Consider the following 13,922-nt stretch of genomic DNA (forward strand, 5'->3'; position numbering starts at 1 on the left):
GGGTCGATGGATCGGCAGGCGAAGACCCTGGCTCACCCACGGGCTTGCTGTCCCTGAGGGTCGTCGGTCTTCCGCCTGCCACCGCACCCGCCAGTGTAGCAGATGAGGCAAAATCAGAGTTACAAGGGACCGCCGCTGATCATTGGAACGCAACGGCACCGCTGCGCCTTCTGCGAATAGGGCAGGCCCTCATCCCTGCCCTTCTCCCACACGGGAGAAGGGTTCCCCGCGCCTGCTGCTTGGGCTTCCACGCACTCGACAAGCGTTAGCGGTTCGAGTTTGCCACTCTCAATCCATCCGTGCCGCCGTGCGCATCACCGCCAGCGCCAGCGTCTGCGCCGCCGGGACGATGCTCTCGACCTCCAGGAACTCGTCCGGCGTATGCGCCATGCCGCCGACCGGGCCAACGCTGCACAGGGTCGGGCAGCCCTGCGCCGCCGTGAAGCCGGAATCGGCGCAGCCGCCGGTGTATTCGGCCGTCACCGCGATGCCCAAGCCGGCCGCTGCTTCGCGATAAGTATCGTAGAGCAGGAGCGAATCCGGCGTCTGCTCCAGCGGATAGAACTCGCCCTTGATGATCAGCTTGGCCGACGCGCCCTCGACCACCGGCGTCTCGACGATCTCGCGGATCGCCTCGACCAGCTCCTGGCGTTGCGTCGGCGTCTTGTAGCGCAGGTCGATCTCGCACCAGGCCGACGGCGCCACCGTGTTGACGGTCTGGCCGCCGCCGATCAGCCCGACATTGACGGTGACGCCGGCTGCGAGGTCGGTCAGCCCCTGCAAACGCGGGATCTTGTGGCCGAGATCGACGATGGCCGAGACGCCCTTCTCGTAATTCGCGCCGGAATGGGCGGCCTTGCCGAGGAACTCGGCCCGCATGAAGACGCCGCCCTTGCGGCCTGACGTGATCGACTGCTTGTGATCCCTACCATAGTCCGTACCCGTCGGCAGGCGGCTCGGCTCGGCGTTGAAGACGCAGCGGGACTCACGCGCCGCGGCCTCGATCACCGGACGCGAGGATGGCGAGGCAATCTCCTCGTCGCTGGTCGTCAGCATCATCAGGGGCGCCTTCAGGCCGCCATTGGCGGCGAAGGCGGCGGCGACGAAGGCTTCGATGACGAGCCCGGCCTTCATGTCGGCGACCCCAGGCCCATAGGCGCGCCCGTCGCGGATGGTGAACGGCCTGCGCGTCGGCTCGCCCTCCGGGAAGACGGTGTCGCGATGGCCGAGCAGCAGGACCGGCCGCTGGTCATTCGCCGTCGGGTTGGGCAGGCGCGCCTTGATCGCGTCGCCAAAGCGGGCATCGGGCACGATCTCGACGGAAAGCCCGTTCGCTTCGTGGAATCGGGCCAACACCTGCCCGGCCCGATCGACGCCCGCCTTGTCGTAGGAGCCTGAATCGGTGTCGACCATCTCGCGCAGCAGATCGATCATCGCCTGCTTGCGCTCGCCGAGCCAGGCGAGGATGCGGGCTTCTTCCTGTGTCGTATCGGTCATGATCGGGCTTCCGGCTGGTAGGACTGCCGCAAGCTTAGCCAAGCCCTTCCGGCGCCGATAGGACAAGCGCGCAAGCCCGGCAGACCTCCGGCGCGGCCATGCGTGCGAGGCCGGTTAAGCGAAAATTCAGCGTGAGAAGACAAACTATCCAAGGGGGATAGGCCTGCCAGCGGCCATCCCCGGATCGCGCGCTCACAGGCTACCGCCCGCATGCACACGGACTCCGCCGAAATCTATCTGACGCAGCTGCGGCTGCGCGTCGGCGGAGCCTTGATTCTGCTGCTCTGGCTTTTCGCACCGGCGACGATGCTGGCCTCGTTCGCAACCGGCGGCGTCGAGCCGCTGCCGCCCTTGCTGCTCACGATCGGGCTGGCAGCGCTCGCAACCCTGGCATGGCGGCGCGACCCGACCGGCGTGTCGACGCAGATCATCCTGTCACTGGGCGCCGCCGGCAGCGCCCTCGCCTTCACCTTTGCGCTCAAAGGCCCGGGTTGGCACGAGGCCAGCGATGCGGTGCTGCTGATCATGCTGACGCTCTCTGCCGGCTGGTGCGCCTGGCAGCCGCTCGTCGCCACCACGATCCTGGCGCTCGGCCATGCCCCCCTGCTCCGGATGCTCCTGTCCGGCGCCAACCTCTCCCTGCGCGACGAGGCACTGTTCCTCGCCTGCATCGTCGTCCAATTGGGCTTGCTGCTCTGGATCACGCGGCAACAGGCCAGGACGCTCGCCGCGGCAGGCGACATGGCGGCACAGGCGCGCGACGACGCCACTGCCCAGGCCGAGGAACTGCATCAGGCGCAATTGCGCGACATGGAGCGCGAGGCGGCCCGCCGCAAGGCGACGCAAGACATCGTCGCCGGCTTCAACACGCAGTTCCTCGCCACGCTCGACACGGTGCTGGAGAACATCCGCGACCTGAAGGAGCGCGCCGCCTCCCTGAACGAGATCGCCAACATCGCCAATGGCGAGGTCACCGCCGTGGCCTCGACCTCGGAGGAATCCTCGCGCAACGTCTCCGACGTCGCCACCGCGACGGAGCAGCTCTCGACCGCGATCACGGCGATCGACCGCCAGCTCGCCACCACCCAGGCGCTCGTCGCCGACATGAACGGCAGCGCTCGGACGACCGCCGGTTCGGTCGGCCTGCTCGACCAGTCGGTCCAGCGCATCGACGGCATCGTCACCCTGATCCGCGGCATCGCCGGGCAGACCAATCTCCTGGCGCTCAACGCGACGATCGAGGCGGCCCGCGCCGGGGATGCCGGCAAGGGCTTCGCCGTCGTCGCCGCCGAAGTGAAGAGCCTGTCACACCAGACCGCGATCGCGACGCAGGACATTGCCGGGCAGATCGGCGAGATCAAGCAGGCGACGGCCGGCGTGGTCGAGACCATCGCCAAGCTGACCGCCGGCATGGCCGATATGGATGAGCGGACGCTTTCGATCGCAGGCGCGCTGGAAGAGCAGGGGCAGATGACCCATGTCATCAGCCGCAGCATCGCCGAGGTCGCGACCGGCACCGAATACCTGGCGCAGACCACCAACAATATCCGCGGCTCGGCCAACCAGACCCATGAGGTCGCGACCGCAGTGCTCGCCTCGACCACGGCGCTGGAAGGCAAGGCCGAGGAACTCGAGACGGCGGTGCACCAGTTCCTGCAGCGCGTCTCGGCTGCCTGAGGCGGTACCCCGGCGATCTGCCTAGGCGCTATACCTAGGCAGCCACCTCGCGCGCATGGGTGCCGAGATAGGCGATGGCAGCCGCGACACCGCCGCTGCCATGCGGGATACCCTTCGCCTGCAGAGCCATCTCGACCGCGCTCAGGCTGCCCAGCACCATCGGCGCATTGACATGGCCCATATGGGCGATGCGAAAGGCCTTGCCGGAGAGATCACCGATGGCGATGCCGAGCGTCACGCCACAGACCTGCCGTGCATAGTCTGTGATCGCAGCCGGGTCGCCGTCGACGAGGATCGTGGTGACCGAGGGCGCGCGCTGCGACGGCTCGACGACATTGTAGCTCAGCACCTGCCCTTCGGCCCATTTCGACATGGCGGCATGGGTCGCCGAGGCCAGCAGGGCGTGACGCTCCCAGACGGCGTCCAGGCTCTCAGTGAGGATCATGTCGAGGGCGGCGCGCAGGCCGAACATCAGATGCTCGGGTGGCGTGCCGCAATGCTTCATGTAGAGCAGCGGGTTCAGGCGCGCGGTCCAGTCCCAATAGGGCGTGCGCATCGTCGCGCGCTGATGCGCGTGCAGGGCCTTGCCGTTCGCGGCGACGAAGGCGAGGCCGGGCGGGGTCATCAGGCCCTTCTGCGAGGCCGACATCGCGACATCGACGCCCCAGGCGTCCATCTCGAACGGCATGCAGCCGATCGAAGCGACACCATCGACCATGTAGAGCGCCGGATGGCCGGCCGCATCGATCGCGCGGCGGATCGCCGGGATATCGTTGACCACGCCCGAGGCGGTGTCGACCTGGACGGTCAGGACCGCCTTGATCTCATGGCCGGTGTCCCGGCGCAGGCGCTCCTCGACGGCTGCCGGATCGACCGCCGCGCGCCAGGAACCGGCGAGCACCTCGACCTCTGCCCCCATGAACCTTGCAGTCTCGCCCCAGCCAACGGCAAACCGGCCGCTGGCGAGCACCAGAATCTTGTCGCCGCGCGAAAGGACATTGGTGAGCGCCGCCTCCCAGCCGCCATGGCCGTTGGCGGCATAGAGGAAGGTCTCGCCGGTCGTCCGGAAGATCGCCTTGAGATCGCCCAGCAGGGTTTCGGTCAAGTCGACGATCGTCGTCGAGGAAAGCTCCTCGGCAGGCCGGATCATCGCCTGCAGCACACGATCGGGAACATTGGTCGGACCCGGCATCGCGAGCAGGGCCCGGCCATTGGCGACACTCATGGAAAGCTCCTGCCTTATGCGCTGCGGCGAGCGCGACGAGCCACCAGCGGCCCGATAGCGCTATGCACAAACCCTGCTAACGGTGCAGAAATCGTTGCGGGCGGCCTTGTCAACGACGCGCTTCTGCCGCCATGCGCACGGCAAAGCCCGCAAGCATCGTGGCCATCAGCCAGCGCTGCACCAGCGCCCAGAACGGACGCGTGCGCAGGAAGATGGCGATGCCACCCGCGGCGAAGGTGATCAGCGTGTTGACGCTGACGGACACGATGATCTGGATGAAGCCGAGGATGATCGACTGCGCCAGCACGCTGCCGGCGGCAGGGTCGATGAACTGCGGCAGCAACGCGAGGTAAAACATCGCGATCTTCGGGTTGAGCAGGCTGGTGAGGAAGCCCATCGCGAACAGCTTGCGCGGCCCGTCATGCTTGAGCTCGCGGACATGGAAGGGCGAGCTCGCGCCCGGCCGGACCGCCTGCCAGGCGAGCCAGAGCAGATAGGCGGCGCCGGCGAGTCGCAGCGCGTCATAGGCGTAAGGCACTGCAAAGAGCAGCGCAGTGATGCCGAAGGCGGCGCAGACAACATAGAAGACGAAGCCGAGCGCGATGCCGCCGAGCGAGATCAAGCCAGAGGCTGGCCCCTGCGAGATCGAACGCGAGATCAGGTAGATCATGTTCGGCCCGGGCGTCAGCACCATGCCGAACGCGAGCAGAATGAAGGCGATCAGATTGGTCGTGTCGATCATGGCGCGCTCCGGCGGCTAGAGCAGGATGCGAAAAAGTGGGAACCGGTTTTTCGCAAGAATCCTGCTCTAACTTTTTGATGAGAGACGGATTCAGATTTCCGGCTCTAGGTGCAGGACCATGGCATTGCCGGCGAAACGACCGCAAGACGCAGCTCATGCCGCCGCCGCATCGCCGCCATCCCGAAGCCGGGGGCTCCTGACAGGAGATGGCGGGAACGAGTAGCTTCCTGCCGGGTTTCATGGCGACGGTCTCCGGGGGGAGTTGCACCATGAACCTGTTCAGTCGCCTGCTCTATTCCGCCATCGCTGGCGTCTTGCTGCTCGCCGCGGTCCTGCTGATGGCGGTCGCGGTCGCGCGCACCTTCACCGGCTTTCGGACCGGGGACGGCGCGCTCGACACCATGCTCGATGGCATCGGTCTCGTGATCATCGCGGTTGCCGTCGCCGATGTCGGCAAGTTCCTGTTCGAGGAGGAAGTCATCGCCGACCGCGAATTGCGCCACCCGGCCGAGGCGCGCGGCTCGCTGACCAAGTTCATGACCATCATCATCGTCGCGCTCAGCCTGGAATCGCTGGTGCTGATCACCAAGGCGGCGCGCGACAAGCCGGCCGACATCCTGTTCCCGGCGCTGCTGATGCTGGTCGCGGTGGCGGCACTCGTGGGTCTCGGCCTGTTCCAGAAGCTGAGCCAGCATGCGACGGCGGCGATCCCCGATAATGTCGACGACAAAGAGAGTGAGGAAGAGAAGCCGCTGGCAGCTCGGCGGGTGACGAAGACCACCGGGGCCAAAAAGGGCAATCCAATCAACCAGTGACACGCGGGGAACCCTCTCCCGGAGGGAGAGGGCAGGGTGAGGGGTAGGCCCTGTGACCAGTGCCGCGAAGCCTGACCGCGCGGTTAGGTTCAGGCCAACGTTTCCGCTCCGAACACCTCACCCCTGCCCCTCTCCTTCCAGGAGAGGGGTTCCCTGCGCTATCCCCGCAAATCCACCAGCATAAGGTCGGTGTCACCGGGCTTGACGCCGGCGGCCGTCAGCATGGCGTGAGCCTGCCCGCGATGATGGGTCTGGTGGTTGAAGAAGTGCATGACCAGCTGGGCCTTGGGTTTGGTCAGCTCGCGGCGGGAGATGCCGGAGACCCAGGTCAGATCTTCGGCGAGCCATTCCGGTGAGAGACCCGCCGCCCAGTCGCCGATGAGCACGTCGGTAACCTGCCGCTCGGCGGCAAGCTCCTCCCACGCTTCGATCATCCGGGAGGATTCGCTGCCGGGGACGGATGGCTTCGGCGTGCCGGTGAAACGCGAGAGCCACATCCTGTCAGCCCAGAGCAGATGGCAGAACGTGCCGTGGATCGAGCCGAAGAAGGCGCCGCGGTCCTGCCTGCGTGCCTCATCGCTCAAGCTCGCGGCCGCGCCATAGAGATTCTCGTTCTGCCAGGCGTTGTAGCGCGCCATGGCGGAGACATAGGCTGGATCGATCATCGGGACGTGCTCCTCAGATGATGTTCGCCTCGCGCAGCGGCTGGCCGGCGACGATGCGCTCATGGCCGAGATCGGCGAGGTCGAGCGTCAGGTAACGACCGTTGACGATGTGCTCGGCAAGACCGCGGCCGACCGCCGGCGATTGCTGCAGGCCATGACCGGAAAAGCCGTTGGCGAGATAGAGGTTCGATACGCCGACGGCCGGTCCGAGGATGGCATTGCCGTCGAGGCTGTTCATGTCATACGGGCCGGCCCAGGCCCGGCCGGGCTTGATCGCCTCGAAAGCCGGGACGCGATGGGCGAGCGGCGCCCAGACATATTCCTCGAAGAACGACCAGTCGACATCCTCGACATCGGCGTCGGTCTCGATCCATTCGCGGTCGAGCTCAGCCGGCGGCGAGGAGCCGCAGATGAACAGCTGCCCCTCGCTGCCGCGCTTGCCTTCGGGGCGGACATAGGCGCCGGAGGTGTCGATCAGCAGCGGGCAGTTATCGACCTCGCCCTTGCAGGTGAAGCTGTAGACATAGCGCTTCATCGACTTGACCGGGATGTCGACGCCGGCAGTGGCGGCGAGCCTTGCACCATGCGTGCCCGACGCGTTGACGGCGGCGGCGCAGGCGATACGGCTGCCATCGGCCAGTTCGACGCCGGTGACGCGGCCGCCCTCGACGACGTAAGCAGCGACCTCGCCCTGGCGATACTCGACGCCGAGCGAACGTGCCTTCTTGCGGAAGGCCTGCAGCAAAGCCCAGCCGTCGAACCAGCCCTCGCCGCTGACGCCATAGGTGCCGCAGAGGAGATCCGAAGTATTTAGCCAGCTGAATTTGCTGCGCAGCATTTCTGCAGCATAAAGCGCGACATCGGCGCCTTCCTGCTGCTGAAGCTTTTGATTCTGCTCGAGAACCTTGCGACCCTCGCCGCTGGCGACATAGAGATAGCCGCCCTCGTGCAGATCGATCGACGGCATCTCGCCATCGACCGCGAGGTGCTGGCCGATGTTGCGCAAAAAATCGATGCCGAAGAGCGAGACGCGGATGTTCACCGCGCTGGAGAACTGCTGGCGGATCGAGGCGGCCGAGAGCGCCGAGGCCGAGAGCCGATAGGTCGGATCCTTCTCGACGACGATGACCTTGCCCTTGAAGCCGGGATCGCTGGCGAGATGGTAAGCGACGGAGGAGCCGATCGCCGCGCCCCCCACGATGACGATGTCGGCCGAGCCTGGAGCGGAAGACATGAGTGACCTGCGCAAGCGGTGGTTCGTGATCTCAGCGCATGAATGACGCCTCGACCGGCGCTTGTCGAGGGCCTAGTTCATCGCCTCGCATTCGCCGACGAGCCAGTCGCGGAAGGCTACCACCGACGGCAGGCTCGCCTTGGCCTCGGGATAGACGAGGTAGTAACCCTCCGGGCCACGCACTGGCCGATCGACCGGAATGACCAGCGCGCCCGAACGCAATTCCTCTTCGATCAGGAAGCGCGGCACGATGGCGACGCCGAGGCCCGCGACCGCCGCCTGCGCCACCATGGCGAACTGCTCGAAGCGCGGCCCCATCAGCGCCCGCTCCGGCGGCAGGCCCTGCTGCTCCAGCCAGTTGGCCCAGGCGCGCGGCCGGGTCGATTGCTGCAGCAAGGGCTGACGCAGGAGATCAGCCGCCTCCTTGATACCGGCTCGCGTTATCAGCGCCGGCGCCGCGACTGGCACGACCTCCTCGCCCATCAAACGATGCAGCCGTGCGCCCGGCCAGACCGGATGGCCGAAATGGATGGCCGCGTCGGCCTCGTCATGAGCGAAATCGAAGGGCACGAGCTTGGTCGAGAAATTAATGGTGACGCCGGGATGCGCCTCGGTGAAGCGCGGCAGTCGCGGGATCAGCCAGCGCGTGCCGAAGGTCGGCAGGATGGCGAGATGGAGCAGGCCGGCGCCGCCGCGAAAAGCCATGGCGGAGAGTGTCGCTGCGGCCAATCGCGAGAGCCCGTCGCGGACCTCTGCGGCATAGGCGCCGCCGGCCGGCGTCAGGCTGACGCGCTTCTTGACCCGCTCGAACAGCTTGAGGCCGAGATTCTGCTCAAGCAGCGCGATCTGGCGGCTGACGGCGCCTTGCGTCAGGTTAAGCTCCTCGGCGGCGCGGGTGAAACTGCCATGGCGCGCCGCCGCCTCGAAGGCGGCGAGCGCCGAGAGCGAGGGCACCGACAGGCGGCCGGGAACGATCTCCGAGTTCATGATCTCATCTCATCAAGTCGTGAGAACATATCGATTGCGGAGAGCAACCGGAAGAGGGCATTGTGCAGCCGAATGCCGGGCTGCAGCTCGCAGTCCAATACGAGCCCTCATCCTGAGGAGCCGCGCAGCGGCGTCTCGAAGGATGTTCCAGATTGCACCGCTCCGGCGGCCTGGAGCATCCTTCGAGACGCATTTCCGTTGGAAGCGCTCCTCAGGATGAGGGCTGTGGTTCGCTGGCGATCAGGATCAAGCACCATGACGACCTCCCTTCCGAACGACGCCCTCGCCTTGCTGAAGCGCCTCGGCGTGACCGACAGCGCCTATGCGAGCGCCGGTCTTTCCGCCCGCTCGCCGATCACCGGCGAGACCGTCGCGACGCTGCGCGAGACCTCTCCGGCGGAAGCCGAGGCCGCGATCGGCCGGGCGCAGTCCGCCTTTCTCGCCTGGCGCAAGGTGCCGGCGCCGCGGCGCGGCGAGTTCGTCCGCCTGCTCGGCGAGGAATTGCGTACGCACAAGGCCGATCTCGGCCTGCTGGTGACGCTGGAAGCTGGCAAGGTCACCTCGGAGGGCCTCGGCGAGGTCCAGGAGATGATCGACATCTGCGACTTCGCCGTCGGCCTGTCGCGCCAGCTCTACGGCCTCACCATCGCCACCGAGCGGCCGAACCATCGCATGATGGAGACCTGGCATCCGCTCGGCGTCTGCGGCGTGATCTCGGCCTTCAACTTCCCGGTCGCGGTCTGGTCGTGGAATGCGGCGCTCGCCTTCGTCTGCGGCGACAGCGTCGTCTGGAAGCCGTCGGAAAAAACCCCGCTGACCGCGCTCGCCGTGCAGGCCATCACCCTGAAGACGATGAAGCGCTTCGGCCCCGAGGCTCCCGCCGGCCTGTCGGAGATCCTGATCGGCGGCCGCGAGATCGGCGACATCCTGGTGCAGGACCATCGCGTCCCGATCGTCTCCGCCACCGGATCGACCCGGATGGGCAAGGAGGTCGGCCAAAAGCTCGCCGGGCGTTTCGCCCGCGCCATCCTCGAGCTCGGCGGCAACAATGCCGCGATCGTCGCGCCCTCCGCCGATCTCGACCTCGCGCTGCGCGGCATCGCGTTTGCGGCGATGGGCACGGCCGGCCAGCGCTGCACCACTTTGCGCCGCCTGATCGTGCATGAGAGCGTCTATGACCAGCTCGTGCCGAAGCTCGCCAAGGTCTACGGCTCGGTCAAGATCGGCGACCCGCGCGATGCCGGCGTCCTGGTCGGCCCGCTGGTCGACGAGGCCGCTTATCACGGCATGCAGAAGGCTCTGTCCGAGGCCAAGGCCGAAGGCGGCAAAGTCCATGGCGGCGAAAAGGTCGATGTCGGCGCGGGCGGTTTCTATGTCCGCCCGGCCCTGGTCGAGATGCCCAAACAGTGCGGCCCGGTCGAGCGCGAGACCTTCGCCCCGATCCTCTATGTGATGAAGTACAAGTCGGTCGAGGAAGCGATCTCGCTGCAGAACGCTGTCGGCGCCGGCCTGTCCTCCTCGATCTTCACCCTCGACATGCGCGAGGCCGAGCTGTTCGTCTCCGATGAGGGCTCGGATTGCGGCATCGCCAACGTCAATATCGGCCCCTCCGGCGCCGAGATCGGCGGCGCCTTCGGTGGCGAGAAGGAGACCGGCGGCGGCCGCGAGGCCGGCTCGGACGCCTGGAAGGCCTATATGCGCCGCGCCACCAATACGCTGAACTACGGCACCACGCTGCCGCTGGCGCAGGGCGTCAGCTTCGACGTCGATGCGTGATCGATAAGCCGTCATTCTCGGGCGAAGCGAAGCGCAGACCCGAGAATCTCAGGACCAGCCAGCTGGTTTCCGAGATGGTCGGGTCAAGCCCGACCATGACGATCAGACCAAACGGGGAGTTGAGATCATGGCCGAAGCCGCCCGCAAGACCGCCCAGAGCCACAAGCTGGCCGAGTTCAACTGGCAGGACCCCTTCCTGCTCGACGACCAGCTCAACGAGGATGAGCGGCTGATCCGCGACACCGCGCGCGACTATGCGCAGGAGAAGCTGCTGCCGCGCGTGGCCGACGCCTATCTCGAGGAGAAGACCGAGCGCGGCATCTTCAACGAGATGGGCGAGCTCGGCCTGCTCGGCGTCACCGTCCCCGAAGAGTATGGTTGCGCCGGCGCGAACTATGTCTCCTATGGGCTGGTCGCCCGCGAGGTCGAGCGCATCGATTCCGGCTATCGTTCGATGATGTCGGTGCAGTCCTCGCTGGTGATGTATCCGATCTACGCCTATGGCGACGAGAACCAGCGCAAGAAATACCTGCCCAAGCTCGCCTCGGGCGAATGGGTCGGCTGCTTCGGCCTGACCGAGCCGGATGCCGGCTCCGATCCCGGCGGCATGAAGACCCGGGCCGAGAAGGTCGCCGACGGCTACAAGCTGACCGGCTCCAAAATGTGGATCTCGAACTCGCCCATCGCCGACGTCTTCGTCATCTGGGCCAAATCGGCCGCGCATGACAACCAGATCCGCGGCTTCATCCTCGAAAAGGGCATGAAGGGCCTCTCCGCCCCGAAGATCGGCGGCAAGCTCTCGCTGCGTGCCTCGATCACCGGCGAGGTGGTGATGGACGGCGTGATCGTGCCGGAAGAGAACCTGCTCCCGAACGTCTCGGGCCTGAAGGGCCCGTTCGGCTGCCTCAACCGCGCCCGCTACGGCATCTCTTGGGGCGCGATGGGCGCCGCCGAAGACTGCTTCCACCGCGCCCGCCAATACGGGCTAGACCGCAAGCAGTTCAACAAGCCGCTCGCCCAGACGCAACTCTTCCAGAAGAAGCTCGCCGACATGGTGACCGAGATCACACTCGGCCTGCAGGGCTCACTGCGCGTCGGCCGCCTGCTCGACGCTGGTCAAATGGCGCCGGAGATGATCAGCCTCGTCAAGCGCAACAATTGCGGCAAGGCGCTCGACATCGCCCGCCAAGCCCGCGACATGCACGGCGGCAACGGCATCTCGATCGAGTACCATGTCATGCGCCACGCCGCGAACCTCGAGACGGTCAACACCTATGAGGGCACGCACGACGTCCACGCGCTGATCTTGGGCCGGGCGGTGACCGGACTGCAGGCGTTCTTCTGATCCCTGCCCGTCATGGCCGGGCTTGACCCGGCCATCTCTCCCCGAACCAGACTCCCGAAGAGATGGTCGGCTCAAGGCCGACCATGACGACGTGGATCAGTCGATGTCCAATACTCCTCCCCTCGCCGGCCTGCGCGTCCTCGAACTGGCGCGCATCCTTGCAGGCCCGTGGATCGGCCAGCTGCTCGCCGATCTCGGCGCCGATGTCGTCAAGGTCGAGGCGCCCGAAGGCGACGACACCCGCAAATGGGGCCCGCCCTTCGTCGAGGGCGCGGGCGACGAGCATCTCTCGGCCGCCTATTTCCATTCGGCCAATCGTGGCAAGCGCTCGATCACGGCCGACTTCCGCACGGAGGAAGGCCAGGCACTGGTGCACCGTCTCGCGGCCCATGCCGATGTGGTGATCGAGAACTTCAAGGTCGGCGGGCTCGTCAAATACGGGCTCGACGCGGCCTCGATGCGCAAGGCCTATCCGCGGCTGATCTACTGCTCGGTCACCGGTTTCGGCCAGGACGGCCCCTATGCGCCGCGCGCCGGCTACGACTTCCTGGTCCAGGGCATGGGCGGGCCGATGTCGGTCACCGGCGAGCCCGGCGGCGCGCCGATGAAGGCCGGCTATGCCGTCGCCGACATCTATACCGGCCTCTACGCCACGACCGGCATCCTCGCCGCGTTGCGCCAGCGTGACACGACCGGCGAAGGCGCCGTCCTCGACATGGCGCTGCTCGATGCGCAGGTCGCCGTGCTCGGCAACCAGGCGATGAATTACCTGACTTCCGGCAAGGCGCCGCAGCGCCTCGGCAACGCCCATCCCAACATCGTGCCCTATGACGTCTTCCCGGTGGCGGACGGGCATATCATCATCGCCACCGGCAATGACGGACAGTGGCGCAAGCTCTGCGAGGTGGTCGGCGATGCCGGCTTCGCCGGGGAGCCCGATTATCTCGACAATCGCTCGCGCGTCGCCAACCGCGTCGCCCTGACGGCGCGCCTCAACGCGCTGACCAGCCGCTTTGCCAAGCTCGATCTCTTGGCGAAGCTGGAGACGGTCGGCGTTCCGGCCGGCCCGATCAACACGATCGAGGAGGTCTTCGCCGACCCACAGGTCAAGGCGCGCGGCGTGCGCGTCGATCTGCCGAATCCGGCTGCGAAGGCTGGCACGATCCCGACCATCGCCTCGCCGATCGTGCTCGACGGCATCAGGCAGGTCGCGAGCCGGCCGAGCCCGCGCCTCGGCGAGCACGCCGACGAGATCCTGAACGACCCGGCCTGGGGCGGAGGCGGCTGAATGGTCGGCTTACCAGAGGCGACGGGCGCCGAGTGCGTCGAAGGCGGTGTCGGGAGAGACGATCGTCAAATCCTCGACGATGGCTTGCCCAGCAAGCATGCGATCGAACGGATCGCGATGCTCGCCAGGAATCATGCCTCCGACCAGCGCATGCTCATGGCTGAGCGGCAGCAGGTCGAACCCCTCCGCCGTGCAGTGAGCGGAGAAGCCTTCGACGAGCGGGCGAACCTGCGGCAGTTTGCCGATGCGCAGTTTGGTGGCCAGTTCCATCGCAGTGACCGAACTGACGACAATGCGCTCTGCGGAACGGATCGCGAGGCTCGCGGTAAGGCTCAGGCGCTTGTTGTCCAGTACCCACCAGATCAGCGTCGCGGAGTCGAGGAGAAGTCCCAATCGTCCCGCCCTTCCCATAGACGCAGTTCGTCCTCGGGCAGCGGATCGAAGATTTCATCTCCAACCTCGAACTGGCCCTTGAACCGCCCCGGCTTGCGCTCGGGCCGCGCCGCCTCGATCGGCACCAGCCGCGCCACCGGCTTGTCCCGGCGCGAGATCACGACCTCGCCGCCCTTCTCGACTTGCTCGATCAGGCGCGAGAGATTTGTCTTGGCTTCATGGATGGTGACGCGCGTCATCGCCGTCTCCTCGTTCAACCTGACCAACTTAGCTAATTA

At 66.5% G+C, this 13,922-nt stretch carries 13 protein-coding genes; 5 read left to right on the forward strand and 8 right to left on the reverse strand.

Features of this window, described 5'->3' with window-relative positions; genetic code table 11:
* Positions 1 to 288: 288 nt before the first annotated feature.
* A complete protein-coding gene (locus tag B6S44_RS06500; protein ID WP_129155961.1) occupies positions 289 to 1,497 on the reverse strand; it encodes a M20 family metallopeptidase in 1,209 nt (402 codons plus the stop codon).
* 210 nt (positions 1,498 to 1,707) lie between these two features.
* Here B6S44_RS06500 and B6S44_RS06505 point away from each other — a divergent pair, with 210 nt between their 5' ends.
* Complete coding sequence (locus tag B6S44_RS06505; protein WP_129155962.1) at positions 1,708 to 3,174, forward strand: methyl-accepting chemotaxis protein; 1,467 nt, start codon at positions 1,708 to 1,710, stop codon at positions 3,172 to 3,174.
* A 34-nt stretch (positions 3,175 to 3,208) separates the two neighbouring features.
* Here B6S44_RS06505 and B6S44_RS06510 read toward each other — a convergent pair whose 3' ends face one another.
* A complete protein-coding gene (locus B6S44_RS06510) occupies positions 3,209 to 4,399 on the reverse strand; it encodes a pyridoxal-phosphate-dependent aminotransferase family protein (RefSeq protein ID WP_129155963.1) in 1,191 nt (396 codons plus the stop codon).
* Between the two features lie 109 nt (positions 4,400 to 4,508).
* On the reverse strand, positions 4,509 to 5,141 hold the full coding sequence (locus tag B6S44_RS06515) for a LysE family translocator (RefSeq protein WP_129155964.1): 633 nt from the start codon (positions 5,139 to 5,141) through the stop codon (positions 4,509 to 4,511).
* 269 nt (positions 5,142 to 5,410) lie between these two features.
* On the opposite strand from B6S44_RS06515, the gene B6S44_RS06520 reads away from it, so the two are divergent.
* On the forward strand, positions 5,411 to 5,956 hold the full coding sequence (locus B6S44_RS06520) for a hypothetical protein (RefSeq protein WP_129155965.1): 546 nt from the start codon (positions 5,411 to 5,413) through the stop codon (positions 5,954 to 5,956).
* A gap of 158 nt (positions 5,957 to 6,114) precedes the next feature.
* On the opposite strand, the gene B6S44_RS06525 is transcribed toward B6S44_RS06520, so the two are convergent.
* From B6S44_RS06525 to B6S44_RS06535, 3 genes are all read right to left on the reverse strand, one after another.
* On the reverse strand, positions 6,115 to 6,621 hold the full coding sequence (locus tag B6S44_RS06525) for a DinB family protein (protein WP_129155966.1): 507 nt from the start codon (positions 6,619 to 6,621) through the stop codon (positions 6,115 to 6,117).
* Between the two features lie 13 nt (positions 6,622 to 6,634).
* Entirely contained in the window at positions 6,635 to 7,855 is a 1,221-nt protein-coding gene (locus tag B6S44_RS06530) for an NAD(P)/FAD-dependent oxidoreductase (protein ID WP_129155967.1), read from the reverse strand.
* Positions 7,856 to 7,927: 72 nt separating this feature from the next.
* A complete protein-coding gene (locus tag B6S44_RS06535) occupies positions 7,928 to 8,842 on the reverse strand; it encodes a LysR family transcriptional regulator (protein WP_129155968.1) in 915 nt (304 codons plus the stop codon).
* A gap of 255 nt (positions 8,843 to 9,097) precedes the next feature.
* On the opposite strand from B6S44_RS06535, the gene amaB reads away from it, so the two are divergent.
* The 3 genes from amaB (at position 9,098) to B6S44_RS06550 (ending at position 13,251) form a co-directional block, all read left to right on the forward strand.
* Positions 9,098 to 10,618, forward strand: a complete 1,521-nt coding sequence (gene amaB, locus B6S44_RS06540; RefSeq protein ID WP_129155969.1) for an L-piperidine-6-carboxylate dehydrogenase — start codon at positions 9,098 to 9,100, stop codon at positions 10,616 to 10,618.
* Positions 10,619 to 10,745: 127 nt separating this feature from the next.
* On the forward strand, positions 10,746 to 11,963 hold the full coding sequence (locus tag B6S44_RS06545; protein ID WP_129155970.1) for an acyl-CoA dehydrogenase: 1,218 nt from the start codon (positions 10,746 to 10,748) through the stop codon (positions 11,961 to 11,963).
* Positions 11,964 to 12,066: 103 nt separating this feature from the next.
* The gene (locus tag B6S44_RS06550) at positions 12,067 to 13,251 is read left to right on the forward strand and encodes a CaiB/BaiF CoA transferase family protein (RefSeq protein WP_129155971.1); all 1,185 of its coding nucleotides are present in this window, start codon (positions 12,067 to 12,069) and stop codon (positions 13,249 to 13,251) included.
* A 9-nt stretch (positions 13,252 to 13,260) separates the two neighbouring features.
* Here B6S44_RS06550 and B6S44_RS06555 read toward each other — a convergent pair whose 3' ends face one another.
* Together B6S44_RS06555 and B6S44_RS06560 are read right to left on the reverse strand one after the other, a co-directional pair.
* Positions 13,261 to 13,644, reverse strand: a complete 384-nt coding sequence (locus B6S44_RS06555) for a type II toxin-antitoxin system VapC family toxin (protein ID WP_206735092.1) — start codon at positions 13,642 to 13,644, stop codon at positions 13,261 to 13,263.
* The gene (locus B6S44_RS06560; RefSeq protein WP_129155973.1) at positions 13,614 to 13,883 is read right to left on the reverse strand and encodes a type II toxin-antitoxin system Phd/YefM family antitoxin; all 270 of its coding nucleotides are present in this window, start codon (positions 13,881 to 13,883) and stop codon (positions 13,614 to 13,616) included. The genes B6S44_RS06555 and B6S44_RS06560 overlap by 31 nt, the downstream gene beginning before the upstream one ends.
* Positions 13,884 to 13,922 lie beyond the last annotated feature (39 nt).

Source organism: Allobosea sp. Tri-44, from assembly GCF_004123845.1.
Classification (GTDB): domain Bacteria; phylum Pseudomonadota; class Alphaproteobacteria; order Rhizobiales; family Beijerinckiaceae; genus Allobosea.

Excerpts from the sequence above, each read along its gene's own strand:
- B6S44_RS06515 (WP_129155964.1), bottom strand. The coding sequence starts at position 5,141 with ATGATCGACACGACCAATCTGATCGCCTTCATTCTGCTCGCGTTCGGC.
- B6S44_RS06520 (WP_129155965.1), top strand. The coding sequence starts at position 5,411 with ATGAACCTGTTCAGTCGCCTGCTCTATTCCGCCATCGCTGGCGTCTTG.
- B6S44_RS06505 (WP_129155962.1), top strand. The coding sequence starts at position 1,708 with ATGCACACGGACTCCGCCGAAATCTATCTGACGCAGCTGCGGCTGCGC.
- B6S44_RS06525 (WP_129155966.1), bottom strand. The coding sequence starts at position 6,621 with ATGATCGATCCAGCCTATGTCTCCGCCATGGCGCGCTACAACGCCTGG.
- B6S44_RS06535 (WP_129155968.1), bottom strand. The coding sequence starts at position 8,842 with ATGAACTCGGAGATCGTTCCCGGCCGCCTGTCGGTGCCCTCGCTCTCG.
- B6S44_RS06510 (WP_129155963.1), bottom strand. The coding sequence starts at position 4,399 with ATGAGTGTCGCCAATGGCCGGGCCCTGCTCGCGATGCCGGGTCCGACC.
- B6S44_RS06545 (WP_129155970.1), top strand. The coding sequence starts at position 10,746 with ATGGCCGAAGCCGCCCGCAAGACCGCCCAGAGCCACAAGCTGGCCGAG.
- B6S44_RS06550 (WP_129155971.1), top strand. The coding sequence starts at position 12,067 with ATGTCCAATACTCCTCCCCTCGCCGGCCTGCGCGTCCTCGAACTGGCG.
- B6S44_RS06560 (WP_129155973.1), bottom strand. The coding sequence starts at position 13,883 with ATGACGCGCGTCACCATCCATGAAGCCAAGACAAATCTCTCGCGCCTG.
- B6S44_RS06500 (WP_129155961.1), bottom strand. The coding sequence starts at position 1,497 with ATGACCGATACGACACAGGAAGAAGCCCGCATCCTCGCCTGGCTCGGC.
- B6S44_RS06530 (WP_129155967.1), bottom strand. The coding sequence starts at position 7,855 with ATGTCTTCCGCTCCAGGCTCGGCCGACATCGTCATCGTGGGGGGCGCG.
- amaB (WP_129155969.1), top strand. The coding sequence starts at position 9,098 with ATGACGACCTCCCTTCCGAACGACGCCCTCGCCTTGCTGAAGCGCCTC.